Below are 22,329 nucleotides of genomic sequence, written 5' to 3' on the forward strand. Positions count from 1 at the left end.
TGTCGCTTCCAAGGAATACCGTCATGCGCCCGTCCGAACGCACGCCCGAGCAACTTCGCACCGTCACGCTCGAGACCGGCGTGAACCGCTACGCCGAGGGTTCGTGCCTCGTGACCTTCGGCCATACGAAGGTTCTTGTGACGGCCTCGGTGGAAGAGAACGTCCCCGGCTGGATGCGCAACAAGGGTTCGGGCTGGGTTACGGCCGAATACGGCATGCTGCCCCGCGCCACCCACACGCGCGGCCGGCGCGAGGCCGCCAGCGGCAAACAGACGGGCCGGACGCAGGAAATCCAGCGTCTGATCGCTCGCTCGCTGCGCGCCGTGGTCGATCTGAAGCTGCTGGGCGAGCGGCAGGTGGTTCTGGACTGCGACGTCATCCAGGCCGACGGCGGCACCCGCACGGCGGCCATCACGGGCGCATGGGTCGCCATGGCCAGCGCCTTTGACTACCTGCGCGCCGAGGGTGTGCTCAAGACCGACCCCATTCTGGATCAGGTCGCGGCCGTGTCCTGCGGCATCTGCGGCGACGCGCCGGTTCTGGACCTCGACTATGAGGAGGATTCCAACGCCGAGGCCGATTCCAACTTCGTCCTGACCGGTGCGGGCGGGATCGTGGAAATCCAGGCCACGGGCGAGAAGCGCGGCTTCTCCCGCGCCGAGTTCGACCGTCTGTTCCAGCTGGCCGAGGGCGGCTGCGCCGAACTGTTCGCCCTGCAGCGGGCGGCGCTGGGCCGTTAAGCTTCGCCTTACGGGCATTCGGGGTTCCATCGTTCGCTGAAAGCAGGCATCGTCCGCCATCCATCGTGGGGAGACGATCCGATGCGCTTGCCGATCCTGCTGACCGCCGCCGCCTTCTTGCTGTCCGCCTGCCAGCCGCCCGCCGAGGCGCCCGCAGCTCCGGCGCCGGCCGAGGCCGCGCAGGATCCGGTCATGCCGGCCGACGCGCCCCCGCAGGAAGAGGCCATCGCCCCGACCGAGGCCTCCTCGACCTCGTGCACGCTCGATCAGGGTTCTGACGCGGCCGTCGCCCTTGCCAGCCGTTGCACCCGCGTCAGCCCGGCCTCGCACCCGCCCTGCAATCCCGACAACCCCTGCCAGCTGATCCAGGACGAGATCGACCGCTCCTGCGCCATGTACAAGGCGGGCGAGACCAAACCGGCGGAATGCACCGCCTGATCCAGGGCTGACAGAGGGCCCGGCTCCCTCCTGTCGTCATCCCGGGGCGCGCAGCGACCCCGGGACCCGGCGGCGCCGCGACGGCGGCGAAACACGGGCCGTTGCCGCGTCAGTGCTACCGGCAGGGTCGCGCTCTCGCGCGCCGCTGGGTCCCGGCCTTCGCCGGGATGACGAAAACAAAGGGCTCGTTGACGGCCAGCGAAAGCTTAATCGTTTTCCAAGGCTGTTGCGGCAGTCTGGCGGGGCCATGACCCCTGTTCAGACGCCCCCCGACCTGCGCGCCCTCACCGGCCTGCGCTTCCTCGCCGCCTTGTGGGTGGTGCTCTATACGGCGTGGCCGCATCTGGACGTCAGCTGGATCCCCGTCGCCGTGACGAAGGGATATCTGGGCGTCGAGGTCTTCTTCGTCCTGTCGGGCTTCATCCTCAGCCACGTCTATCTCGAGGCGGCGGGGACGAAGCGATATTCATACGGCGGCTTCCTGTGGGCCCGGATCGCGCGGGTCTATCCGCTGCACCTGCTGACCCTGTTCGGCATGGTGGCGCTCGGCATTGCCGGGACGGCGGCGGGGCTGAGCATCGACGGCAGCCTGACCGACTGGCGCGCCCTGCCGGCCCATCTGACCATGACCCATGCCTGGGGGCTGGCGCCGACCTCGGCGTTCAATCATCCGTCCTGGTCGATCTCGGCCGAGTGGTTCGCCTATCTGACCTTCCCGGCCTACGCCTTCGTCGCATGGCGGCTGCGCGAGCGGCCCATGCTGGCCGTGGCAGGCGCAGTCCTGCTGGCGCTGGGCATCTACGCCGCCTTCCAGCCGCTGGCCGGCTTCTCCCTGACCGAGGCGACCTTCCGCTGGGGCGCGCTCAGGATCGTGCCCTGCTTCCTGCTGGGCTGCGCCCTCTATCTGGTTCGCCGCCGCGCGCCGATCCCGTATGCGGGGCCGGTCGCCCTGATCAGCGGTCTGGCCCTCCTGGCCAGCGCATCGCTGGGTCTGTGGGACCCGGTCACCGTGCTGCTGGCGGGGGCGATGATCCTCGGCCTCGGTTCGCTGGACAACGCCCGCGCGGGCCTGATGGGATCGAGGGCGGGGGTGTATCTCGGCGAGATCAGCTATTCGATCTACATGGTCTGCGCGCCGGTGCTGCTGGTCATGACGAACCTCGCCGCGCGGGTGACCGGCGCTGACGACAAGCGGTTTCACATCATTGTGTGGCTGGCGGTGGTCGCAGCCATCCCGGTCACGGCGATGGCGACCTATCACCTGGTCGAACGCCCGTGCCGTAAGGCTTTGAGGGGATTCGCGGACCGGCGGCGGGCGCGGTCAACCGCGACAAAACCGCACACGGATTCGCCCGAAAGGGTTCTTCAACCCACGAAAACTATCGTCTAGGGATAGGTCTTCGGACGTCGGGGAACATACGCCAGCATGATGAAACGGCTCACAGCCGCTGCGGTTGCAGCGACCCTCGGATTTTCAGCGCTGGGCTATGCGCCCGTCGCGAAGGCCGACGAGCCCTACTGGCAGTGCGTAACCTTCGCCCGCATGTTTTCGGGCATCAATATCTTCGGCGACGCCCTGACGTGGTGGCGGCAGGCCCAGGGCAAGTTCCGCACCGGCGGCCGTCCCGAGACCGGCGCCGTCCTCGCCTTCCAGCCCAGCGGCCGGATGAGCCGGGGCCATGTGGCCGTCGTTTCCGACATCCTGACCGACCGCGTGATCCGCGTGACCCACGCCAACTGGGGCGGCAGCCGCGGCAAGGTCGAGGAAAACGTCACCGTCGTCGACGTTTCGGCCTCGGGTGATTGGAGTGCGGTGAAGGTCTGGTACAACCCGATCCATGATCTGGGCACCTCCGTCTATCCGACCTACGGCTTCATCTACAAAGCCCCGGCCGCTCCGAATGGCCCGACCGTCGAGAGCGTTCTCATGGCTTCGGCCGACGCCCCCGCCGGCTAGCCCCGAAAACCACTTCCTCGACAGGCTTCCGGCATGATCCGCGTCTGGTGCGCGGGACGGTCCGCCTGCGATCAACTGGTCGATCCCGCGACCTGGACCCTGCCGCCCGACGCGATCTGGATCGATCTGGTCGCGCCGACGGTCGAGGAAGAAACCGCCGTCGAGAAGGCGCTGGGCCTGTCGGTGCCCACCCGCGAGGAAATGGCCGAGCTGGAGGCGTCCAGCCGGGTCTATCGCGAGAACGGCGCCACCTACGCCACCGCCGACATCATCATCCACGGCGACGAGGAGATACCGGGCGTCGAGCCGGTGACCTTCGTGGTGACCGACGGGCCGCTGGTGACCATCCGCTACACCGACCCCCGGCCCTTCCGCCTGATGATCGAGAAGCTGGAGCGCGAACCGGGCCGGTGCGCCACGGGGCCCGACCTGTTCCTGAACCTGATGGAGACGATTATCGACCGGTTGTCCGACATCCTGTCGGGCACCGTGCTGCGGGTCGAAACCATCGCCGGCCACGTGTTCTCGGGCGGCAAGACTGTCGGCTTCGGCAAGCTGATCACCAAACTGGGCCGGGCCCAGATGACCAACGCGCGCATCGAGCAGAGCCTGGCCGGACTGGCGCGCATCTTCGCCTTCGTCGGCATCGACGAGCGGATGGACAGCGAGGAGGCGCGCGCCCACCTGCGGTCCCTGGCCCGCGACGCGGACAGCCTGTCGGCGCACAACCAGTCGGTCGCAGCCTCGATCAATTTCCAGCTGTCGGCGGCGCTGGGCCTGATCAACATCGAGCAGTCGTCGATCATCAAGATCTTCTCGGTGGCGGCGGTGGCCTTCCTGCCGCCGACGCTGATCGCCTCGATCTACGGCATGAATTTCGACCACATGCCCGAGCTGTCGCAGCCGTGGGGCTATCCGCTGGCGGTGGTCGCCATGGTGGTGTCGGCCATCCTGCCGCTGGCCTGGTTCAGGAAGCAGGGCTGGCTCTGACGGCCGGACTTGACCCAAGGGGCGCGGTCCGCGTTTGGTGTTCGAGACTTACCGGAGCCCCCGCCATGCGTCTGACCGTCCTCGCCGTATCCGCCCTGATCCTGACGGCCTGTTCGCAGGGCGAGGAGCCGGTCGCGCCGCCGCCGGCGGCGCCCGAACCGGCCCCGGTGCTGGGCGGCGTCGATCTGACGAAACCCGTACGGGCGCTGGGCACCGAACCATTCTGGAGCGTCGAGCTGACCGGAACCGAGATGGTCTACACGACCCCCGAACCGCCCGAGCAGCGCGCGCCGCAGCCGAAGGCCGTCGTCCAGGGCACCACGGCCACCTTCGAAGGCAAGACCGGCGCAGGGACGCCGCTCAGCGTCACCCTGGTCGCCACCGAATGTTCGGACGGGATGAGCGACCGCACCTATCCGCTGACCGCGATGGTCAAGGTCGGCGAAACCAGCCTGAACGGCTGCGCCGCCTCAACGGCGGCCATCATGTCGACGGGCGAGAGCGGGCCGGTGGTCGAAAAGGCCGAGCCGGCGGCCTAGCCGCCAGCGGGGTCCCGCAACGTCCGCATCGCCCCCAGACGGGCGAAGGCGATGGTCAGGGCCTTGCGGCGGGCCGGCGCCAGCGGCGTCAGCGGCGCCTCGCGCACCACGGCCCCGCCGAAGCCGTCGGCGACGATCAGACCCGGATGGTCGGGCAGGATGTCCGACGGAAACTCGGGCGCGACCGCGAAATAGAAGGCGTCGCAGAAGGGCGCGTACTCGCCCCATTTGCGGTCGACGCGATAGTCCTCGAGCCCGGACTTCACCTCGCAGATGACGATGTCGCCGCGCGGCCCGACGGCCATGACGTCGGCGCGCCGGCCATTGGGCAGGCAGACCTCCAGCAGGGGCGCATACCCCAGGTCGACCATCAGTCGCGCCGCGCCCCGCGTGACCGACAGGGTGGTCTCGGGGCGGCTGAAGACCAGCTCGATGTGGGCGACGGCGGCGGGCATTCCCGACTTATGTTCCGCTTGTGTTCCGATTTCAAGCGGGGTTCAGCGGCCGGTGTGGACCACGTTCGAGGTATCGAGGCCCAGCGCGCGGGCGCGGGCGATCACGCGCGTGCGCTCGGCCTCTGACGGCGACTGACTGCGGTTCCAGATCCACCAGTCCGACTTGTCGGGCAAGGACAGGATGGCCCAGCTGTAGTCCGGCGCGTGCTCCTGCACCCGGTAGTTCTGGCCGGCCAGGCCGCCGACGCCCAGCAGGCCGGTCAGGGTGAAACGGAACCGCCGGTTCGTGCCCGGATCGGTCACCCGGGCGTTGGCCCTTAGCGTCTCGACCCCGCCGTCGGCCCGGCGGGTGCAGGTCACCACGAGACCGTAGCGATTGGCCTGGGCCTGCGGATTGAAGTCGATCTGGGCGCGGCGGCAGTCTTTCTGGACGTCATTGGGACTGCGCGCGATCTCGAACCACCGGCCGTCGAACTGCCCCATATCGACGGCGGACGACTGGGCCGCCGCCGGCGCGGCGAGCGCGCAGGCGGCGAGGGCGACAAGGGCTGTGCGGGTCGAGATCATGACGCGTCCTTCGCATGAGGGTGCGAAAGATACGGTGGCGGCCGGCCCGGGGTTGCGCGACCTCAGTCGAAGATGTCGAAGATGCTGTCGCGCTTCTTCTTCTTGTAGCGGTAGTCGTCGTCATCGCGGCTGCGATAGCGCTCGTCGCGGTACTGCGGTTGTCCGCCCCACGGCTGGGGCGCCGGCTGCTGTGGCGGATAGGGTTGCTGGGCCTGCGGCGGCGCGGCCTGCGGGGCGGACGCGCGGCCGTCCTCGGTCGCCGAGGCCATCAGCTTCTCCAGCTCGCCGCGGTCCAGCCAGACGCCGCGGCAGTTGGGGCACATGTCGAACTGCACGCCGCCGCGTTCCAGCGTCTGCATGGCGGCGTTGTCGTTCGGGCACATCAAGAGCGGCATGGGCGTCTCCATCCAAAGGGTCCACCCGTAGAGCTAGGGTGTCGCCATGGTTCCGCCAACGCGGCGAAGGGCCGCGCCGTTCGTCAGGACGCCGGCGCGCCGCCGCCCGCTGCGATCCATGCGTCGACCTGGTCCTCCAGCACCTCCAGCGGCACCGAGCCCGAACCCAGAACCACGGCGTGATAGTCGCGCACATCGAACCGCGGCCCCAGCGCCGCCTCGGCCCGCGCGCGCAGTTCGCGGATCTTCAGCTCGCCGATCTTGTAGCTGGTCGCCTGACCCGGGTTGGTGATGTAGCGCTCGACCTCCTTGACGATGTCGCGCTCGCTGAGCAGCGAATTGCGCTGGAAATATTCGATCGCCTGTTCGCGGCTCCAGCGTTTGGCGTGCAGGCCGGTGTCGGTGACCAGACGCACCGCCCGCCACAGCTCCAGCGACAGCCGGCCGAAGTCCGAATAGGGGTCGGAGTAGTAGCCCATCTCCTTGCCCAGCCGTTCGGCGTACAGGCCCCAGCCCTCGGAATAGGCGCCGTAGCCGCCGAAGCGCCGGAAGCGCGGCATGCCCTCGATCTCCTGCGCATAGGCGATCTGGAAATGGTGGCCCGGCGCGCCCTCGTGATAGCTGATGGCCTCGATCTGGGGCTTCAGCACCTGGGTCATGTCGGACAGGTTGACGTAGTAGATGCCGGGCCGCGTCCCGTCCGGCGACGGCGAGTTGTAGAAGGCGACCGAGGCCGTCGCCTCGCGCCACGGCTCCACCGACCGCACCTCCAGCGCCGCCTCGGGCAGGTCGTGGAAGTACCGCGGAGCGTCGACCATGACCTGGGCGATGAAGGCGCGGGAATCGGTCAGATACTGCTCCTTGCCTTCCGGCGTGTTCGGATACTGGAAGCGCGGGTCCGTCTTGATGAAGGCGAAGAAGTCCTGCAGGGAGCCGGAGAAGCCGACGGCGGCCTTGATGACCTCCATCTCGGCCTGGATGCGCGCCACCTCGGCCAAGCCGGTGTCGTGGATCTGGTCCGCCGTCAGGTCGGTGGTGGTCGAGAGCTGGAGCCGGGCGTTGTAGAAGGCCTCGCCGTCCGGCAGCCGCCAGACCCCGCCGTCGCGGTCGGGCATGGCCGCGGCCTGCTGCTGCACCTCGGCGAGGGTCGCCAGCACGCCTTCATAGCCGCGCTTCCATTCGCCGGTCAGGGCCGCCCGGCCCTCGGCCAGCAGTCTGTCCTTGGTCGCCTGATCGGCCTCCAGCGCGCCGACCTTTTTCTGGAAATCGGCCCAGACCGGATTGTCTGCGCCGCCGTCGAAGGGCGCGCCGGCGATGATGTTGCGGGTGTTGGCGATCGAGGGCTCGAACACGAAATTCGGCGAGATGACGCCCTTCGACGCCCGGTCGCGGAGCTCGGCCGCGATCTCGCCCATGACGCGCTCGGCGTCGCGCAGGCGGGAAACATAGGCCTCGGCGTCAGAGACGCTGCCGACGCGGTGGTTGTTGATCATGAACACTGGCAGGCCGGTGGTCGGATTGCCGTTGGCGGCGAATTGATAGCCCCAGTCGCGCCAGCGGTTCGACAGCCGCGCCTGCTGGACTCCGTATTCGAACAGCCGCCAGGACATCCGGCTGTCGGCGCTGAGGGTCTGCGGATTGAACTGGTCGTTCAGCTGCGCCAGCTGCCGCTCTGAAAGGGCCAGCGCCCGGTCAGAAGCCGCGTTGGTGGCGTCGTCCAGCTTGTCGTAGTCGGTCTTCAGACCCAGCGAGGTCATCGATTGCGGGCTGAGCGCGATCCGCTCCTGAAACGCCTGTTCGAAGAAGGCCGCCAGCCGGGCGTCCTCGCTTTGCGCCGGAGCGGCGGCGGGCGCAGGGGTCTGGGCCAGGGCGACAACGGGCGCCCCCGCCAGCAGGGCGACGACAGCGGCGGACGAGACGAGCAGACGGCGCATGGGAACCCCCGGACAACTTTGAGGGCGCGACCATCCCCGACGCGGGGCCGGGGCGCAAGCGGTCCTAGAACTGCCGCCAGCTGTCGCCCGGTTCACGTTCGCCGGGGTCGATGGTTTGCTGGCCCCAGGCGGCGACCATCAGGAATTTGTGGCTGCGGATGCGGAACTCGCCGGTCATCGGCACAACCGCGCCCAGCGGAGCGCCGGTCCTCGGCTCGTAGAGGAAGCCCGAGAACTCCGCCACGCCGACCCGGTCGCGGCGGCTGTAGATCGACAGCTCGGGCAGGGAGACGACGTTCAGGCTCTCGCTGATCGGCACCCGCATTTCGGGCAGGCCGAAGACCCGGCGCATCTGCTCCAGCGACAGGGCCCCGGCGCGCAGCTCGAAGACAGCGTCGGCCTCGGACTTCGAGGGGGCCATCGCATAGCCGGCGTCCGACAGGGCCGAGCGGATGGCGCTGACGGCGTAGGCCGAGTTCTCGGCCTGGAAATAGGCCGCGTCCACGAAGACGCGCGACCCGGCCGGGATCGGCAGGGTCAGGCCCTCGACCGCGCGGTCGGCGGCGCGGGCGACCAGCAGCTGTTCCGTCGCCGTGCGCCCGGGGTAGGTCTCTGAGGTGGAGGCGCAGCCCGCCAGAGCCCCGGCCGCGGCCAGGACGGCGATCATTGTCCGCACGCTCACCAGCTCCCGGTGTTCGGCATGGAGGCCCAGGGCTCGGCGGGCGCCAGCGGCGCGCCTTCCTGCAGCAGTTCGATCGAGATGCCGTCGGGCGAACGCACGAAGGCCATGTTACCGTCGCGCGGCGGGCGGTTGATCACGACCCCGCCGTCCATCAGTCGCTGGCAGGCCGCGTAGATGTCGTCGACCTTGTAGGCGAGGTGGCCGAAATTGCGCCCGCCGTCGTAGGGCTGGGGATCCCAGTTGAAGGTCAGCTCCACCTCGGGCGACCGTTCGGCCTCGGCGCGGGGCCGGTCCGACGGCGTGGCGAGGAAGACCAGGGTGAAACGGCCCGCCTCATTCTCGATCCGGCGCGTCTCCACCAGACCCAGAAGGTCGCAATAGAAATGCAGGGAGGACCCGATATCGGTGACCCGGACCATGGTGTGCAGGTAGCGCATGGGGAACGTCCTTCCGGGGGAGGCTGGAAGGCCGCTTCTATAGCGACCGTTCGCCGCGATCGCGAATAACGGCCTGTTTCGGTGGATGCGTCCGCCCGCGCCGCCTGCTAGAGCCGACGTCCGGCCTTCGCCCAAGGGATCAAATGCTTCGCAAGCTCTACGACTGGGTCTTCGAACTCGCCCGCAGCAAACACGCGACGCCCGCCATGGCCGCGGTGTCGTTCGCCGAGAGCTCCTTCTTCCCGATTCCGCCCGACGTGATGCTGGCGCCGATGATCCTCGCGCGCCCGGACAGGGCGTATTTCTACGCGACGGTCTGCACAGTGGCTTCCGTCCTTGGCGGCATTCTCGGCTACGCCATCGGCTACTTCCTGACCGACGTCGGAATGATGATCCTCGCCTGGCTGGGCAAGGCCGACACCTTCGAGGCGTCCAAGGCCCTGTTCCAGCAACACGGCGCCTGGGTGATCCTGATCAAGGGGCTGACGCCCATCCCCTTCAAGCTGATCACCATCGCTTCGGGGATTTTCCAGTTCAACTTCGCCCTGTTCGTGGCCCTGTGCGTCGTGACGCGCGGCGCCCGCTTCTTCGCCGAGGCCTTCATCCTCAAACGCTGGGGTCCGCCCATGCTCGAGATGGTCGAAAAGCGGCTGGCGATGTGGACCGTCATCGGTCTGGTGGTGCTGGTCGGCGCCATCGCGGCGGTGAAGCTTCTCTGATCCCGCGAGCCGCATCGACGCGACGCACGGGCCCGGCTATGAACATCGTCCGATGAGAGCCCTTTATCGACTCCTGACGCGGTGGTGGACCGCCTTCGCGCTCGCCGCCTCCCTGGCGCTGCTGGGCGCCGCACACGCGTTCGAGCGGTTCGGCGGGCTGGCGCCCTGCAACCTGTGCCTCAAGCAGCGCGAGGTCTACTGGGGCGCGGTCGCTGTCGCCCTGACCGCCACCCTCTGGCATCTGATCAGCCGCGGCAGCCGCGGCACGCCGCGCATCGCCGCCTTCCTTCTGGCCGTCATCTTCGCCACGGGCACGATCACCGCGGTCTTCCACATGGGCGGCGAGATGAAGTGGTGGGCGCTGCCCGCGACCTGCGCCGGCGGGGGCGAGGTCAATCTCGAAGGGCTGGCCGCCCTGGCTCTCGGCACCGGGCCGATCGAGAAGCCGGTCTTCTGCGACGCGGTGACATGGCGTTTCCTCGGCCTGTCCATGGCAGCATGGAACGCCCTGATCTCGGCCGCGCTTGCCGTGTTCAGCCTTCTCGCAGCCAAGAGGCCCAAGGATGCCCGAGCACCCCGCAGCTGATCTGAAGGCCGACCGGCGCATTCCGCTGGCCCGGCCGGGACGCGGCGCCAGCAAGCGCCGACGGGCCGAGATCCTGCGCGTCGACCACGCGGGCGAATATGCGGCCGTCCACATCTACCGGGCCCAGAAGGCCGTGTTCGAGGGTCGCGTCGGCAAGACCGCCCTGGCCGCCGACATGGGCGAGATGCAGGAACAGGAGGCGGTGCATCTGGCGCGTTTCGACGCCCTGCTGAACGCAGAACGCGTGCGTCCCACCCTGATGACGCCGGTCTGGCGGCTGGCCGCCATGGCCCTGGGCACGGGCACGGCCCTGATGGGCGAAAAGGCCGCCCACGCCTGCACCGAGGCGGTCGAGAGCGTGATCGAGGAACACTACGCCGACCAGATCGCCGAGTTGCGCGACCGCGACCCGGCCCTGGCCGCCGAACTGGCGGTGTTCCGCGATGAGGAACTGGCCCACCACGATCACGCCGTCGACCACGGCGCCCGCGAAGCGCCCGGCTACGGCCTGCTCAGCGCAATCATCAAGGCAGGCTGCCGCGCGGCGATAAAGATCAGCGAAAAGGTCTGATCGCACGCCCGGGTTGCGATCCGCGGCGCGACGGGCATTATAAGTGATTACCGTTCTCACAGGAGTTCCTGGTGCTTCTCCCCGTCGCCATGTTCGCGTCCGCCCTGTTGCTGCAGCAGACCCCTGCCTCCCGGACGCCTGCCCCTGCGGCGACCGCCGAGGCCCCGACCGCGACTGCCGCCGCGAACGCCGCCGTCACACCCGCCGAGCCGGCCCAGACCTGCCGGATCGAGCCCGTCACCGGTTCGCGCTTCGGCCGCCGCGTCTGCCGCAACACCGCCCAGACCGAAGAAGACCGCGCCAACAGCCGTGAGATGCTGCGTCAGATGCAGGGCGCGCGGACCCCGCCGGTCGGCTGAGGCCTACCGCCGGGCCTCGACATCGAAGGCCAGCAGCAGGGTTCGCTGACGCGGATTGTCGTTGTCGTCGGAGACGATGTAGAGGCGCGTTCCCGCGGTGCCCGCCATTGCGGCTATCCCCTCGAAATTGTCTGTCGTCGACGGCAGGCTGAGGGTCGCCAGCACAGGCCCCAACACCCCTGACGCATCCATGCGGCGAAGGCGCGCGCGCATGTCGAAGGGCTCGCGGTACAGCCGCTCGACCACGAACCAGCCGTCGCTCGCCGGATCGCGGTCCATGCCTGTAATGCGCCAGTCCGAGATCGCGGGCGGGGTCGCGGGCGCGGGCGAGACCTCGATGCAGCGCACGGCGCAATCCCAGACGCCGCCGCTTTCCGCCGCCGCACGAAGGCCGCCCGGGCCGGCCGCCAGGGCTTCCAGACCGTCATTGCCCGGGGCGACGGGCGGGGTCGCCAGCGGCGCCGGCCTGTCCCTCAAGGCGTCGAGGCGGCCATAGGACCACAGGCGCGGCGTCTGTTCGAAGCCCACGACCAGATCGCCTACCTCGGTGATCGCCAGACTCTCGGCGTCGCCGTCGGATTTTGTGGAGAAGGCGCCCCCGTCTTCAGCGGTCAGGCCGCGCAGGCGCAGGTCGGAAAGCCCCGCCAGCCGACCGCGCGGGTCGAACGCCAGCCGTCCGCGCACCAGATGGCCCGCGTCGGTGACCGCGATCATGTCGCCGTCCGCCAGCTTCAGATCCGAAAGGCCGTGTAGCGGGCCGCCGCGCGGCGCAACGATCTGGATCCCGCCGGCGAACCGCACCCCCGGCGCCAGCCGCACGCCACCCGGAATGCCCAGTCCGACGGCGCGTATCTCCGCCGCGACCGGAGTCCAGCCGGCTTCCGCGCCCCGCCAGGGTTCGGAGACCGCGCCCGCGCAGGCGCCCAGCAGCAATGTCAGGCAGACGGCGGCGAGCCGCCTCACGCGGCCTTCCGGCGGCGCCCCGAGGCCACGGCCTTGGGCTCGGCGTCGAACAGGGCGGCGAGGTTCTCGACCATGGCTCCAGCCAGCTGCTCGACATCGACGATGGTGACGGCGCGGCGGTACCAGCGGGTCACGTCATGGCCGATGCCGATGGCCATCAGCTCGACCGGCGACCGGCCTTCGATCTCGGCGATGATCTGGCGCAGGTGTTTGTCCAGATACAGGGCCGCATTGGCCGACTGGGTGGAATCGTCGACCGGCGATCCGTCTGAAATGACCATCAGGATGCGCCGCGACTCCGTCCGGGCCAGCAGGCGCTCATGCGCCCAGGTCAGGGCCTCGCCGTCGATGTTTTCCTTCAGCAGCCCCTCGCGCATCATCAGGCCGAGGCTCTTCTTCGCCCGCCGCCAAGGCGCGTCGGCCGACTTGTAGATGATGTGCCGCAGGTCGTTCAGCCGGCCCGGATTGGCGGGTTTGCCGGCCGTGATCCACGCCTCGCGCGCCTGACCGCCTTTCCAAGCCCGGGTGGTGAAGCCCAGAATCTCGACCTTGACGCCGCACCGCTCCAGCGTCCGCGCCAGAATGTCGGCGCACACGGCTGCGACCATGATCGGCCGCCCGCGCATCGAGCCGGAGTTGTCGAGGAGCAGGGTCACCACCGTGTCGCGGAACGGGCTCTCGCTCTCGGCCTTGAAGCTCAGGGGGCTGGTCGGGTCGGTGATGATCCGGGTCAGGCGGGCGGTGTCCAGCACCCCCTCCTCGAGATCGAAGTCAGCTGCTGGTCCAGCAGGGCGCGCAGCCGATCCAGTTCGTTCGGGTCGCACAGGTCGGCGGCGTCCACGACCTCGTCATAGGCCGTGGTGAAGACGCGATAGGCGTCGATGGCCCGACCGTCGTCCATGGTCTGCTGGCGATTGGGCAGGGAGCCTTCGTTGACGTCCGGGCCGTCGTCCGAGGCCTCGCCATCGGGATCGCCGGGCGCGCCGTCGGGGCGGCTTTCGCGATCCTCGCCCTGATCCTTGTCGTCGGTCGAGCCGTCCATCGACTGACCCTCGCCGCCACCGGCGTCGTCTTCCTCGTCCTGATCGTCGGCCGCGTCCGGGTCCTGCGGATCGGGCTCCTCGTCGCCCTGATCGTCAGAGGCGTCGTCGCCGCGCCCGTCGCCCGGATCGAGATCCAGCGCGCGCAGCACATCCTTCAGCCGTTCGCCGAACACAGCCTGGTCGCCGGCTGCCTCGGCCAGCGCATTCAGCTTGTCTCCCGCCTTGTCCTCGAGAGAGGTGCGGACGAGGTCCAGCATGGCCCCGGCGCCGTCGGGCGCGCGCTGGCCGGTTAGCCGCTCGCGCACCAGCAGAGCTACGGCCTCGGGCAGGGGCACGCGCTCGGCGTCGGCGCGCAGGGCGCCCATCTTCTCCAGACGGGTCAGCAGCGCCGCATTCATATTGGCGCGAACACCCGCCAGCGAGGTTGACCCCACGGCCTCGACGCGGGCCTGTTCGACGGCCTCGAACACATCGGCGGCGCGGGTGTCCGACGGGCGCAGCCGGGCGTGCAGGCCTTCGTCGTGATTGGCCAGGCGCAGGGCCAGCCGGTCTGCCTGACCGCGCAGGGCGGCGTTGCCGTTCGCGCCCGGATCGCGGGCGGGATGGGGCAGGGTCAGGACGCCGTTGGAAAGCTTCGGCCCGTCCGAGCCGAAGGTCACCTCAAGCTCGGATTGCTCGGCCAGCGCGCGCGCCGCATGGGCGAGCGCGCGCTTGAAGATGTCAGCGGGGGTTTCGGCGGCGGCCATGGGCGACACATAGCGCAGCGAGCGGAGAGGGGAAGCGTTCCCTGTCGTCGCTTCGCGCCGACATCCCTCCCCACTTCGGGGGAGGGAGAAGCGAGATCACGCCGCGTTGGCGGCCTTGCCGGCGGCGGCTTTCAGCTTGTCCTGATGCGCGCGCATGCCGGCGGCGATCAGCTCGGCGGCCTCGCCGGCGTCGCCCCAGCCCTTCACGGTCACCGACTTGTTCTTCTCCAGATCCTTGTAGCGGGTGAAGAAGTGCTCGATCTGCTCGACCAGAATGGCCGGCAGCTGCCGGTAGCTGGCGATGTCGGTGTAGTAGGGGTTCAGCTTGTCGACGGGCACGGCGAGGATCTTCTCGTCGCCGCCGGCCTCGTCTTCCATCTTCAGCACGCCGATCGGGCGCGAGCGGATGATGCAGCCCGGGACCACGGGGGTCGGGTTCAGCACGATGACGTCGCAGGGATCGCCGTCGTCCGAAAGGGTGTGCGGGATGAAGCCGTAGTTGCCCGGATAGTACATCGCCGTGTGCAGGAAGCGGTCGACGAACAGGGCGCCGGAGGCCTTGTCCATCTCGTACTTCACCGGAAGACCGCCTTGCGGGATCTCGATGATGACGTTGACGTCCCAGGGCGGGTTGGGGCCGACGGTGATGGCGTCGATGTTCATGGCGCGCTCGATTATTGTGCAGTGCGATACGAAAGTGGCGGGCGTGATAGGCTCGCACGGCGCCCGAAGCAAGGCAGAGCATGATTTGGGCGCTATGTTCGCGGCGCGGTCGCTCACGGCTTGAGCGCGCGGCGCGTGCGCGCCACGATGCGGCTGTGACGAGGAGCGACCCATGACCCTTTTCGACTGGCTGGCCCTCGGCTTCTTCATTGTCTGCTGGCTGGGTTATGGCCCTCTGCTCGGACTGCTGGCCCGGCGCAGCGGCACGCTGAACGACGACATGCTGATCGTCCGCCGGGTCTGGATGACGGCGATGACCCATCGCGAAATCCGCCTCGTCGACAGCAATCTGCTGGGCCACACGATCAATTCCGGCGGCTTCTTCGCCTCGACCAACCTGCTGTTGATCGCGGCCGTGGCCAGCGTGTTGTTCGGCGGCGAGCAGGCGATCGAGGGTTTCGCCTCCGTCGGCGCCGAGGATGTGCCGACCCGTCTACTGGAAGCCAAGCTGGCGCTGGTGCTGCTGTGCCTGTCGCGAGGCCTGCTCGATTTCATCTGGTCGATCCGCCAGCTGAACTATTCGCTGGCCCTGATCGGCGCGGCTCCGGAAGTCCACACCGAGGCGGATCGGGTGGCGCTGGGCGATGCGGCGGCCAATCTGCTCAATCCTGCCCTGAGCGCCTTCAGTCAGGGCGTGCGCGGCTACTATTTCGCCCTCGCCGCCGCTGCATGGCTTTTCGGGCCGGTCTGGCTGGCGCTGGGCGTCGCCCTCATCTCCGGCCTGCTGATCTGGCGTCAGGCCGCGTCCCCGGCCGCTCTGGCGATCCGCAGCGCACGGCGTCTTCTCGAGCCTTGACCGCCAATAGCCAAGGCCGTTCGCAGATGCGCTGGCACACGGACAGATTTGCCCCGGAAACCGGTTACAGCGGCATCACGCGGAACGACCGTGCCGTTACACTGCGTGAACGCAGGTGCGAAATACTGTCTTGACGGTTTGTGCACTGCACACTAGCTTGATTTTCGACGCCTCCGGGCGTCATGCCCTTCCTGGGCGTTTCCTCCCTAAAGACTTTTATGCCGCGCCTTCGGGCGCGGCTTTTTTTATGCCTCGCCGGCCAGCAGGCCTGCGATGACCCGCGCGACGCCCTTCTGCGTGCGTGACCAGCCCGCCGAAGGCGTCCGAGCCGCCTCGTCGAAATACAGGGCGCGGTTCAGCTCGATCTGGATCGCCTGGAAGCCCTCCTCCGGCCGGCCCCACGACTGGGTGGTCCATCCACCCGCATAGGGCTGGTTCAGCGCCACCCGCCAGCCCAGCGCCTCGAACGCCCGCCGCAGTCGTCGGGTCAGCTCCGCCTCACAGGACGCGCCGTGCCGGTCGCCCAGCACAACATCCGGTCCGCGCGCGCCGCCCGAGCCCTGGGTCGCCCGCGCCGGCATCGAATGCCAGTCGACCAGCACGGCCCCGCCATGCCGCGCGCGCGCAGCCCGCATCCGCTCGCCGATGGCGGCGTGATAGGGCGCATGCACCCGCGCGATCCGCTCCCGCGCCTCCTCCAGCGTCAGCCGGCGCCTGTACAGCGTCTTGCCGTCCCCGCCCAACCGCGGAATGACGCCATAGCCGGCCGCCGTGCGGGCCGAACCCGGGCTGTCGCCCAACCCCTCGATCAGCAGGGGGTCAAGATCGGCGGGATCCCGGTTCAGGTCGACATAGGCCCTGCCGAGCCGCCCGAGCACCAGAACGGCCCCGCTGTCAGTCCCGGGCGCGATCAGCTGGTCGACCAGCGCGTCCTCTGCGCTGCGCAGGCTTGCCTGCGACAGGTCGGGATCGGCACCCATGTCAGCCGGATAAAGATCGCCGGAGTGGGGCGAGGCGAAGACGAACCGCCCGGCGGCCGTCGCCTCCACGACGGTGAAGCTCGCCTGATCCCTGCTGTCGCCCCCGAGAGTCATGCCGCAGCCATAGCCTGTTTCCGCCGCTCATCCACAGGGGACCGCTTTGACATCGCGGTGATTTTCATGGCGGGTTTACCAGTGCAGGCCTAACTTCAGGGAAAGAAGACCGGGGCGAAAACTACATGGCGCGTATCCTTCTGGCCGAAGACGACCACTCCCTGCGCGGGTTCCTGACCCGTGCGCTGGAGCGCGCCGGCCATTCGGTGGTTGATTGCGAGAACGGCGACGACGCCATCGACGCCCTCGACCAGGGACCGTGGGACCTGCTGCTGACTGACATCGTCATGCCCGGCGCCGACGGCATCGAGGTCGCGCGCGTCGCCGCCGCCCGCCAGCCCGGCATCCGCATCATGTTCATCACCGGCTTCGCCGCCGTGGCCCTCAGCGCCGCCCAGGCCAGCCCGCAGGCCAAGGTCCTGTCCAAGCCCGTGCACCTTCGCGACCTCGTCGGCGAAGTCGAACGCATGGTCGCCGCATAACGAAAAGGCGCGGTGATCGGGAGGTCGCCGACGCAGTAACCGAGCAGGCGGCTGTCCAAGGGACAGGCGCCGCCGCGCGCAACCACGCGCGCCCGTCTATGCTTTACCGTCAAGGCAACGGTGCCGCACCACTTGAGGTGTGCAATGCAATTGCATTGATGCAAGCGGTTACAATTACTTCGCTTGATCTGTTTTCGGAGGCGCGCCAAGGGCAGAGTCCCTTCGTTCCTCAGACGCGAGACAGAGACCATGCCGACCACCCTGGCCGCCGGCGACATCGCCATCATCGGTGTGAACGCGGATGATCCGGATTCCTTCGCCTTCGTGGTCCTGACCGAGATCTCGGCGGGGACCCAGATCACCTTCACCGACAACGGCTGGACGGGCACGGGCTTCCGCACGGGCGAGGGCGTCTACACCTACACCTTCGCCACCGCCGTTCCGGCCGGCACGGTGATCAACGTCGGCGCGACGGGGATGTCGTTCTCGGGATCGGGCGACTCCATCATCGCCTACCAGGGCACGGCGGGGAACCCGACCTTCCTGTATGCGGTCGACTTCGCCGACGGGAACGGCGTTTTCGCCGCGACCGCCAGCAACAGCAACACCTCGGCCATGCCCTCAACGCTGGAGCCGGGCCGGACGGCGATTGCGCTGCCGCAGGACAATGTCGCCTACAACGGCCCGACCTCGGGCTCCAGAGCCGACATCCTCGCCGCCATCGCCAACCCGGCCAACTGGGTCGGCGACGAGGCCGCGCGCCAGACGCCGCCGTCGGGCCCGTTCAGCATCGGCGACGGCTCGCTGATCGACATTTCGGACGCCTCGGTCATGGAAGGCGATGCGGGGGCGAGGGTCCTCACCTTCACCGTCACCCGCTCGGACGGTTCGGGCGCGGCCTCGGTCGATTTCGCCACGGGCGGCGGAACGGCCACGGCCGGCTCCGACTACGCCGCCGCAGCCGGCACGGTGACCTTCGCGGCCGGCGAGACCACGAAGACCGTCACCATCACGGTCAACGGCGACTACGAGATCGAGAATGACGAAACTGTGGTCGTCACCCTGTCGAACGCCCGGGGCGGAACGATCGGCGACGGCTCGGGCGTCGGCGCGATCCGGAACGACGACGCGCCGCCGGCGCCGCCCCCGCCCTTCATCAATGAGTTCCACTACGACAACGTCGGCGAGGACGCCGGGGAGTTCATTGAACTGGCGGGCGTCGCGGGCAGCAGCCTCGAGGGCTACAAGCTTGTGCTGTACAACGGCGCCAACGGCCGGCCCTACGCCGAGATCGCGCTGAGCGGCCGGTTCCCCGACCAGCAGAACGGCATGGGCACGATCTCCATCCCGCGGTCGGGCCTGCAGAACGGCGAGCCCGACGGCTTCGCCCTGGTCGGACCGGACGGCAAGGTCGTCGAATTCCTGAGCTATGAAGGCGCCATGACCGCGACCGAGGGTCCGGCGGCCGGCATGACCAGCACGGACGTCGGCGTATTCGAGGACGGCGACGTCGGCGGCACCTCCATCGGCCGCACGGGCACGGGCGGGGTGGCCGAAAACTTCACCTGGAAGCTGCTGAGCGACGACACCCCGGGCGGAGCCAACACGGGCCAGACCTTCACCCCGACCGTCAGCGTCTCCGACGCCGCGGTGGTCGAGGGCCAGGACGGCGCGGCCGTCCTGCGGTTCACGGTCACCCGCACCAATGGCAGTGGCCCCGCCTCGGTCCGCTACGCCACCGCCGACGGCCCGGCCAACGGCACGGGCGCCAACAGCGCCGACTATCTGGGGCAGGCCGGGGTCGTGAACTTTGTCGACGGCCAGATGACCCAGGTCATCGAGATCGTCGTCACGGGCGATCAGCGCGCCGAACTGGACGAGACCCTGACCCTCAACCTGTCCGATCCGTCGGACGGTCTGAGCCTGGCCGACGAGCAGGGCGTGGGAACCATCATCAATGACGACGGCATGCCGCCCGTCGTCCGCATCGGCGACGCGGTCCTGTCCGAGGGCGACAACGGCGAGACCGTGATGACCTTCACCGTCACCCGCGAAGGCGGTGACGGCGCCTTCACCATCGACTACGCCACCGCCGACGGCACGGCCACGGCTGGCTCGGACTATGAGGCCGCCGCCGGCACGCTCAGCTTCGCCGCGGGCGAGACCAGCAAGACCATCTCCGTGGTGGTGAAGGGCGACGTCTCGCCCGAGGGGTCCGAGACCCTGACCGTCAAGCTGTCCAACCCGACCGGCGACGCCGCCGTCGCCGACGGCGAGGCCCGGGGCAGGATCGTCAACGACGACATGATCGCCATCTACGACCTGCAGGGCGCGGGCCATGTCTCGGCCTTCGCGGGCGAGGCCGTCCTGACGCAGGGCGTCGTCACCGCCATCGACAGCGACGGCTACTACATCCAGGACGCCACGGGCGACGGCGACATCCGCACCTCGGACGCCATCTTCGTCTACACGGGCACGGTGGCTCCGACCGGGATCTCGGTGGGGGACGTGGTCCGTGTGCGCGGCACGGTCAACGAGTTCAAGGCCGCCGCCAACCAGCTGTCCTCGACCCAACTGGTCGCGGGCGAGGAAGGCCTGAGCTGGGAAGTCATCGGGACGGGCACGGTCCAGGCCGTGGCGATCGGGACGGGCGCCGGCGAGCGCGCCATTCCGACCAGTGTCGTCGATGACGACAACATGACCTCATACGATGTCGAGACCGACGCCATCGACTTCTATGAGTCGCTGGAAGGCATGGTCGTGACCATGAAGGACGTCCGCATCGTCACCGACAGCGACGAAGGCGGCGCCTATGGCGTGGCCTCCAACGGCGACGGCGCGACGGGCCTGAACGATTACGGCGGCATGACCCTGACCGAGGGCGACTTCAATCCCGAGGCGCTGTTGATCTACGACGACTCGACCCTGTCGGGCGATTACCAGTCGAACCACTCCACCGGCGACCGCCTCGGCGACGTGACCGGCGTGATGAAATACCACAGCGGCGAATACGAGCTGGTCGTGACCCGGCCGGTCACGGTCGTTGAGGACGTCGATGCGCCGGAAGGCGAGAAGACCGACCTGGTCCAGGGCGACACCGAAGAGACGGGCACGGCGGACCAGCTGACGGTCGCCACCTACAATCTTCTGAACCTGAACCCGACCGCGCCCAATATCGACGCGCTGGCGGAAGACATCGTCGACAGCCTGGGCACCCCGGACGTGATCAGCGTGGTCGAGATGCAGGACAGCAACGACGGGACGCTCAGCGGCGCGAAATCGGCCCAGGTCCTGATCGACGCCATCTACGCCCTGAGCGGCGTCCGCTACGTCTATGTCGAGATCGCTCCCACCGAGCCGAACTCGACCGGCGGCGCGGCCAACAGCAACCTGCGCAACGGCTTCCTCTACAATCCCGAGCGCACCAGTCTGGTGGCCGGCTCGGTGGAGCTGATTGACGGCCCGGCGTTCGAGGGCAGCCGCCGTCCGCTGTCGGCGCAATTCGCCTTCAACGGCGAGGCGGTGACCGTGGTCAGCGTCCACTCCAGCTCGCGCATCGGCAGCGACACCCTGTACGGCCCCAACCAGCCCCCGGTGAACGCCGCCGAGGCCGCCCGTATCGCCCAGAGCACCGCGATCAAGGCCTATGTCGACGCCCTTCTGGCCGATGACGCCGACGCCTCGGTCATGGTGCTGGGCGACTTCAACGCCTTCTATTTCGAAGAGGCGCTGACGATGTTCGAAACGGGCGAGAACGCCCTGCAGAACCTCTATGAGCTGCTGGCCGAGGACGACCGCTACACCTACACCTTTGGCCAGAACCGCCAGGCGATCGACAACATCATGATCTCCCGGGCCCTTCAGGACGCGGCGCGGTTCGACGCCGTTCACCTGAACACCCTGCTGGCCAAGGCCGATCAGGGCAGCGACCACGACGCCCTGGTGACCCAGCTGTTCATCGTCGGGGCAGGCGACAACAAGGTGGTCGGCACGTCCCAAGCCGACGTGCTGCGCGGCCTCGCGGGCAACGACACCTATATCATCAACCACACTGGCGACCGGATCGTGGAGGCGTTCAACGAAGGCGTCGACACGGCCATCTCCACCATCTCGTATCGCCTGTCGGACAACGTCGAGAACCTCACCCTCACGGGTCAGGCCGTGCGCGGCGACGGCAATGCGCTGGACAACATCCTGATCGGCAACGGTCAGGAGAACAGCCTGTACGGCTATGACGGCGACGACGTGCTGGACGGCGGCGCCGGCTGGGACACGATGAACGGCGGATCGGGCAACGACATCTACTATGTCGACGCCGAGTTCGACGCCGTGATCGAGGCGAAGAACGGCGGCGTGGACGAGATCCGCACCACCCACGGCGTCCAGGTGCTGGGCGTCCATGTGGAGAACCTGACCGGCCTCAGCGACTCCGGTCAGGTGCTGATCGGCAATGCGGTGAACAACGTCATCAAGGGCGCGGCCGGCGATGACCACATCGACGGCATGAGCGGAAACGACATCCTGTTCGGCAACGCCGGCATGGACTTCCTGCTGGGCAGCGCGGGCGACGACTTCCTGTTCGGCGGCGGCGACGACGACCGGCTTGAGGGCGGGTCGGGCAATGACCGTCTGGACGGCGGCGCGGGCGTCGACCTGATGCGCGGCGAATCCGGGAACGACATCCTGGCCGGCGCCGACGGCGACGATCTGATGGACGGCGCCGCGGGCGCCGATGTGCTGATCGGCGGCGCGGGCAACGACTTCCTCAGCGGCGGTGCGGGCAATGACGTCTTCGTCTTCGGTCCCGGTTCAGGCGACGACATCGTCACCGACTACCGCAAGGGAGACATCCTCGACTGGTCGGCGATGACCGAGGCGGGCATCACCGCGACCCAGACGCGTCAAGGCAATGATGTCCTGATCAGCTTCTCGGACGGGTCGTCGATCCTGCTGCAGAACGCCAATCCGCGCGACATCGTGTCGGCTGACGCCTTCCAGTGGAACGCCGGCCAGCCCGACAAATACGCCGAAATGGACTGGATCTACGCCTGATCCTGAACGGACCGGACTGGACCGCCGTCCCGATGCGCTTCGGGACGGCGGAAAACCGGGC

22 protein-coding genes and 1 pseudogene are annotated in these 22,329 nt (G+C 68.5%); 13 read left to right on the top strand and 10 right to left on the bottom strand.

Going from position 1 to position 22,329, the window contains the following annotated elements:
• Nucleotides 1-23 precede the first annotated feature (23 nt).
• The 6 genes from rph (at nt 24) to ASD25_RS09005 (ending at nt 4,664) form a co-directional block, all read left to right on the top strand.
• Nucleotides 24-740: a ribonuclease PH gene (rph, locus tag ASD25_RS08980; protein WP_056616451.1), complete on the top strand. Its 717-nt coding sequence runs from the start codon at nt 24-26 to the stop codon at nt 738-740.
• 81 nt (nt 741-821) lie between these two features.
• The gene (locus ASD25_RS08985) at nt 822-1,178 is read left to right on the top strand and encodes a hypothetical protein (RefSeq protein WP_056616452.1); all 357 of its coding nucleotides are present in this window, start codon (nt 822-824) and stop codon (nt 1,176-1,178) included.
• Nucleotides 1,179-1,425: 247 nt separating this feature from the next.
• Nucleotides 1,426-2,568: an acyltransferase gene (locus ASD25_RS08990; protein ID WP_056616453.1), complete on the top strand. Its 1,143-nt coding sequence runs from the start codon at nt 1,426-1,428 to the stop codon at nt 2,566-2,568.
• Nucleotides 2,569-2,607: 39 nt separating this feature from the next.
• Nucleotides 2,608-3,135: a CHAP domain-containing protein gene (locus tag ASD25_RS08995; protein ID WP_235562680.1), complete on the top strand. Its 528-nt coding sequence runs from the start codon at nt 2,608-2,610 to the stop codon at nt 3,133-3,135.
• Nucleotides 3,136-3,168: 33 nt separating this feature from the next.
• The gene (locus ASD25_RS09000) at nt 3,169-4,125 is read left to right on the top strand and encodes a magnesium transporter CorA family protein (protein ID WP_056616461.1); all 957 of its coding nucleotides are present in this window, start codon (nt 3,169-3,171) and stop codon (nt 4,123-4,125) included.
• 65 nt (nt 4,126-4,190) lie between these two features.
• Complete coding sequence (locus tag ASD25_RS09005; protein WP_056616464.1) at nt 4,191-4,664, top strand: COG3650 family protein; 474 nt, start codon at nt 4,191-4,193, stop codon at nt 4,662-4,664.
• Here the strand turns inward: ASD25_RS09005 and mmcB are convergent.
• From mmcB to ASD25_RS09035, 6 genes are all read right to left on the bottom strand, one after another.
• The gene (gene mmcB, locus ASD25_RS09010) at nt 4,661-5,119 is read right to left on the bottom strand and encodes a DNA repair putative endonuclease MmcB (protein WP_056616467.1); all 459 of its coding nucleotides are present in this window, start codon (nt 5,117-5,119) and stop codon (nt 4,661-4,663) included. The two genes, ASD25_RS09005 and mmcB, sit on opposite strands and share 4 nt — an antisense overlap.
• A gap of 42 nt (nt 5,120-5,161) precedes the next feature.
• Complete coding sequence (locus ASD25_RS09015) at nt 5,162-5,686, bottom strand: lipocalin family protein (protein ID WP_056616470.1); 525 nt, start codon at nt 5,684-5,686, stop codon at nt 5,162-5,164.
• Nucleotides 5,687-5,748: 62 nt separating this feature from the next.
• A complete protein-coding gene (locus ASD25_RS09020; RefSeq protein WP_056617170.1) occupies nt 5,749-6,081 on the bottom strand; it encodes a zf-TFIIB domain-containing protein in 333 nt (110 codons plus the stop codon).
• An 83-nt stretch (nt 6,082-6,164) separates the two neighbouring features.
• Entirely contained in the window at nt 6,165-8,015 is a 1,851-nt protein-coding gene (locus ASD25_RS09025; RefSeq protein WP_056616473.1) for a DUF885 family protein, read from the bottom strand.
• Between the two features lie 64 nt (nt 8,016-8,079).
• Nucleotides 8,080-8,682 carry a DUF6655 family protein gene (locus ASD25_RS09030; protein WP_156389265.1) on the bottom strand — a complete coding sequence of 201 codons (603 nt, stop codon included), beginning with the start codon at nt 8,680-8,682 and terminating at the stop codon, nt 8,080-8,082.
• An 11-nt stretch (nt 8,683-8,693) separates the two neighbouring features.
• Nucleotides 8,694-9,134 carry a VOC family protein gene (locus tag ASD25_RS09035; RefSeq protein WP_056616478.1) on the bottom strand — a complete coding sequence of 147 codons (441 nt, stop codon included), beginning with the start codon at nt 9,132-9,134 and terminating at the stop codon, nt 8,694-8,696.
• A gap of 143 nt (nt 9,135-9,277) precedes the next feature.
• Between ASD25_RS09035 and ASD25_RS09040 the strand changes: the two genes are divergently transcribed.
• From ASD25_RS09040 to ASD25_RS09055, 4 genes are all read left to right on the top strand, one after another.
• Nucleotides 9,278-9,853 (top strand): YqaA family protein, encoded by a 576-nt coding sequence (locus tag ASD25_RS09040; RefSeq protein ID WP_056616480.1) that lies wholly within the window; start codon nt 9,278-9,280, stop codon nt 9,851-9,853.
• Between the two features lie 52 nt (nt 9,854-9,905).
• Nucleotides 9,906-10,439 carry a disulfide bond formation protein B gene (locus ASD25_RS09045; RefSeq protein WP_056616481.1) on the top strand — a complete coding sequence of 178 codons (534 nt, stop codon included), beginning with the start codon at nt 9,906-9,908 and terminating at the stop codon, nt 10,437-10,439.
• Complete coding sequence (locus ASD25_RS09050) at nt 10,417-11,010, top strand: demethoxyubiquinone hydroxylase family protein (protein WP_056616482.1); 594 nt, start codon at nt 10,417-10,419, stop codon at nt 11,008-11,010. The genes ASD25_RS09045 and ASD25_RS09050 overlap by 23 nt, the downstream gene beginning before the upstream one ends.
• 71 nt (nt 11,011-11,081) lie before the next feature.
• Nucleotides 11,082-11,369: a hypothetical protein gene (locus ASD25_RS09055; protein WP_156389230.1), complete on the top strand. Its 288-nt coding sequence runs from the start codon at nt 11,082-11,084 to the stop codon at nt 11,367-11,369.
• 3 nt (nt 11,370-11,372) lie between these two features.
• On the opposite strand, the gene ASD25_RS09060 is transcribed toward ASD25_RS09055, so the two are convergent.
• The 3 genes and pseudogenes from ASD25_RS09060 to ppa form a co-directional block, all read right to left on the bottom strand.
• Entirely contained in the window at nt 11,373-12,332 is a 960-nt protein-coding gene (locus tag ASD25_RS09060; protein WP_056616486.1) for an esterase-like activity of phytase family protein, read from the bottom strand.
• Nucleotides 12,329-14,121 (bottom strand): annotated as a pseudogene (locus tag ASD25_RS09065) (cobaltochelatase subunit CobT). Before ASD25_RS09065 ends, ASD25_RS09060 begins: the two are co-directional and overlap by 4 nt.
• Nucleotides 14,122-14,217: 96 nt before the next feature.
• A complete protein-coding gene (gene ppa, locus ASD25_RS09070; protein WP_056616489.1) occupies nt 14,218-14,784 on the bottom strand; it encodes an inorganic diphosphatase in 567 nt (188 codons plus the stop codon).
• 172 nt (nt 14,785-14,956) lie between these two features.
• Between ppa and ASD25_RS09075 the strand changes: the two genes are divergently transcribed.
• A complete protein-coding gene (locus tag ASD25_RS09075) occupies nt 14,957-15,640 on the top strand; it encodes a DUF599 domain-containing protein (protein WP_056616491.1) in 684 nt (227 codons plus the stop codon).
• Between the two features lie 245 nt (nt 15,641-15,885).
• Here ASD25_RS09075 and ASD25_RS09080 read toward each other — a convergent pair whose 3' ends face one another.
• On the bottom strand, nt 15,886-16,734 hold the full coding sequence (locus ASD25_RS09080) for an N-formylglutamate amidohydrolase (RefSeq protein WP_056616493.1): 849 nt from the start codon (nt 16,732-16,734) through the stop codon (nt 15,886-15,888).
• 125 nt (nt 16,735-16,859) lie between these two features.
• Here ASD25_RS09080 and cpdR point away from each other — a divergent pair, with 125 nt between their 5' ends.
• Both cpdR and ASD25_RS09090 read left to right on the top strand, forming a co-directional pair.
• Nucleotides 16,860-17,216, top strand: coding sequence for a cell cycle two-component system response regulator CpdR (cpdR, locus tag ASD25_RS09085; RefSeq protein ID WP_056616494.1), 357 nt, complete (start codon nt 16,860-16,862; stop codon nt 17,214-17,216).
• 249 nt (nt 17,217-17,465) lie between these two features.
• The gene (locus tag ASD25_RS09090) at nt 17,466-22,268 is read left to right on the top strand and encodes a Calx-beta domain-containing protein (RefSeq protein WP_056616495.1); all 4,803 of its coding nucleotides are present in this window, start codon (nt 17,466-17,468) and stop codon (nt 22,266-22,268) included.
• The last annotated feature ends 61 nt before the right edge of the window (nt 22,269-22,329 follow it).

The sequence above is a fragment of the Brevundimonas sp. Root1423 genome (assembly GCF_001426805.1).

Coding starts and splice junctions, on each gene's coding strand:
- rph (WP_056616451.1), top strand. CDS start 24: ATGCGCCCGTCCGAACGCACGCCCGAGCAACTTCGCACCGTCACGCTC.
- ASD25_RS08985 (WP_056616452.1), top strand. CDS start 822: ATGCGCTTGCCGATCCTGCTGACCGCCGCCGCCTTCTTGCTGTCCGCC.
- ASD25_RS08990 (WP_056616453.1), top strand. CDS start 1,426: ATGACCCCTGTTCAGACGCCCCCCGACCTGCGCGCCCTCACCGGCCTG.
- ASD25_RS08995 (WP_235562680.1), top strand. CDS start 2,608: ATGAAACGGCTCACAGCCGCTGCGGTTGCAGCGACCCTCGGATTTTCA.
- ASD25_RS09000 (WP_056616461.1), top strand. CDS start 3,169: ATGATCCGCGTCTGGTGCGCGGGACGGTCCGCCTGCGATCAACTGGTC.
- ASD25_RS09005 (WP_056616464.1), top strand. CDS start 4,191: ATGCGTCTGACCGTCCTCGCCGTATCCGCCCTGATCCTGACGGCCTGT.
- mmcB (WP_056616467.1), bottom strand. CDS start 5,119: ATGCCCGCCGCCGTCGCCCACATCGAGCTGGTCTTCAGCCGCCCCGAG.
- ASD25_RS09015 (WP_056616470.1), bottom strand. CDS start 5,686: ATGATCTCGACCCGCACAGCCCTTGTCGCCCTCGCCGCCTGCGCGCTC.
- ASD25_RS09020 (WP_056617170.1), bottom strand. CDS start 6,081: ATGCCGCTCTTGATGTGCCCGAACGACAACGCCGCCATGCAGACGCTG.
- ASD25_RS09025 (WP_056616473.1), bottom strand. CDS start 8,015: ATGCGCCGTCTGCTCGTCTCGTCCGCCGCTGTCGTCGCCCTGCTGGCG.
- ASD25_RS09030 (WP_156389265.1), bottom strand. CDS start 8,682: ATGATCGCCGTCCTGGCCGCGGCCGGGGCTCTGGCGGGCTGCGCCTCC.
- ASD25_RS09035 (WP_056616478.1), bottom strand. CDS start 9,134: ATGCGCTACCTGCACACCATGGTCCGGGTCACCGATATCGGGTCCTCC.
- ASD25_RS09040 (WP_056616480.1), top strand. CDS start 9,278: ATGCTTCGCAAGCTCTACGACTGGGTCTTCGAACTCGCCCGCAGCAAA.
- ASD25_RS09045 (WP_056616481.1), top strand. CDS start 9,906: ATGAGAGCCCTTTATCGACTCCTGACGCGGTGGTGGACCGCCTTCGCG.
- ASD25_RS09050 (WP_056616482.1), top strand. CDS start 10,417: ATGCCCGAGCACCCCGCAGCTGATCTGAAGGCCGACCGGCGCATTCCG.
- ppa (WP_056616489.1), bottom strand. CDS start 14,784: ATGAACATCGACGCCATCACCGTCGGCCCCAACCCGCCCTGGGACGTC.
- ASD25_RS09075 (WP_056616491.1), top strand. CDS start 14,957: ATGACCCTTTTCGACTGGCTGGCCCTCGGCTTCTTCATTGTCTGCTGG.
- ASD25_RS09080 (WP_056616493.1), bottom strand. CDS start 16,734: ATGACTCTCGGGGGCGACAGCAGGGATCAGGCGAGCTTCACCGTCGTG.
- cpdR (WP_056616494.1), top strand. CDS start 16,860: ATGGCGCGTATCCTTCTGGCCGAAGACGACCACTCCCTGCGCGGGTTC.
- ASD25_RS09090 (WP_056616495.1), top strand. CDS start 17,466: ATGCCGACCACCCTGGCCGCCGGCGACATCGCCATCATCGGTGTGAAC.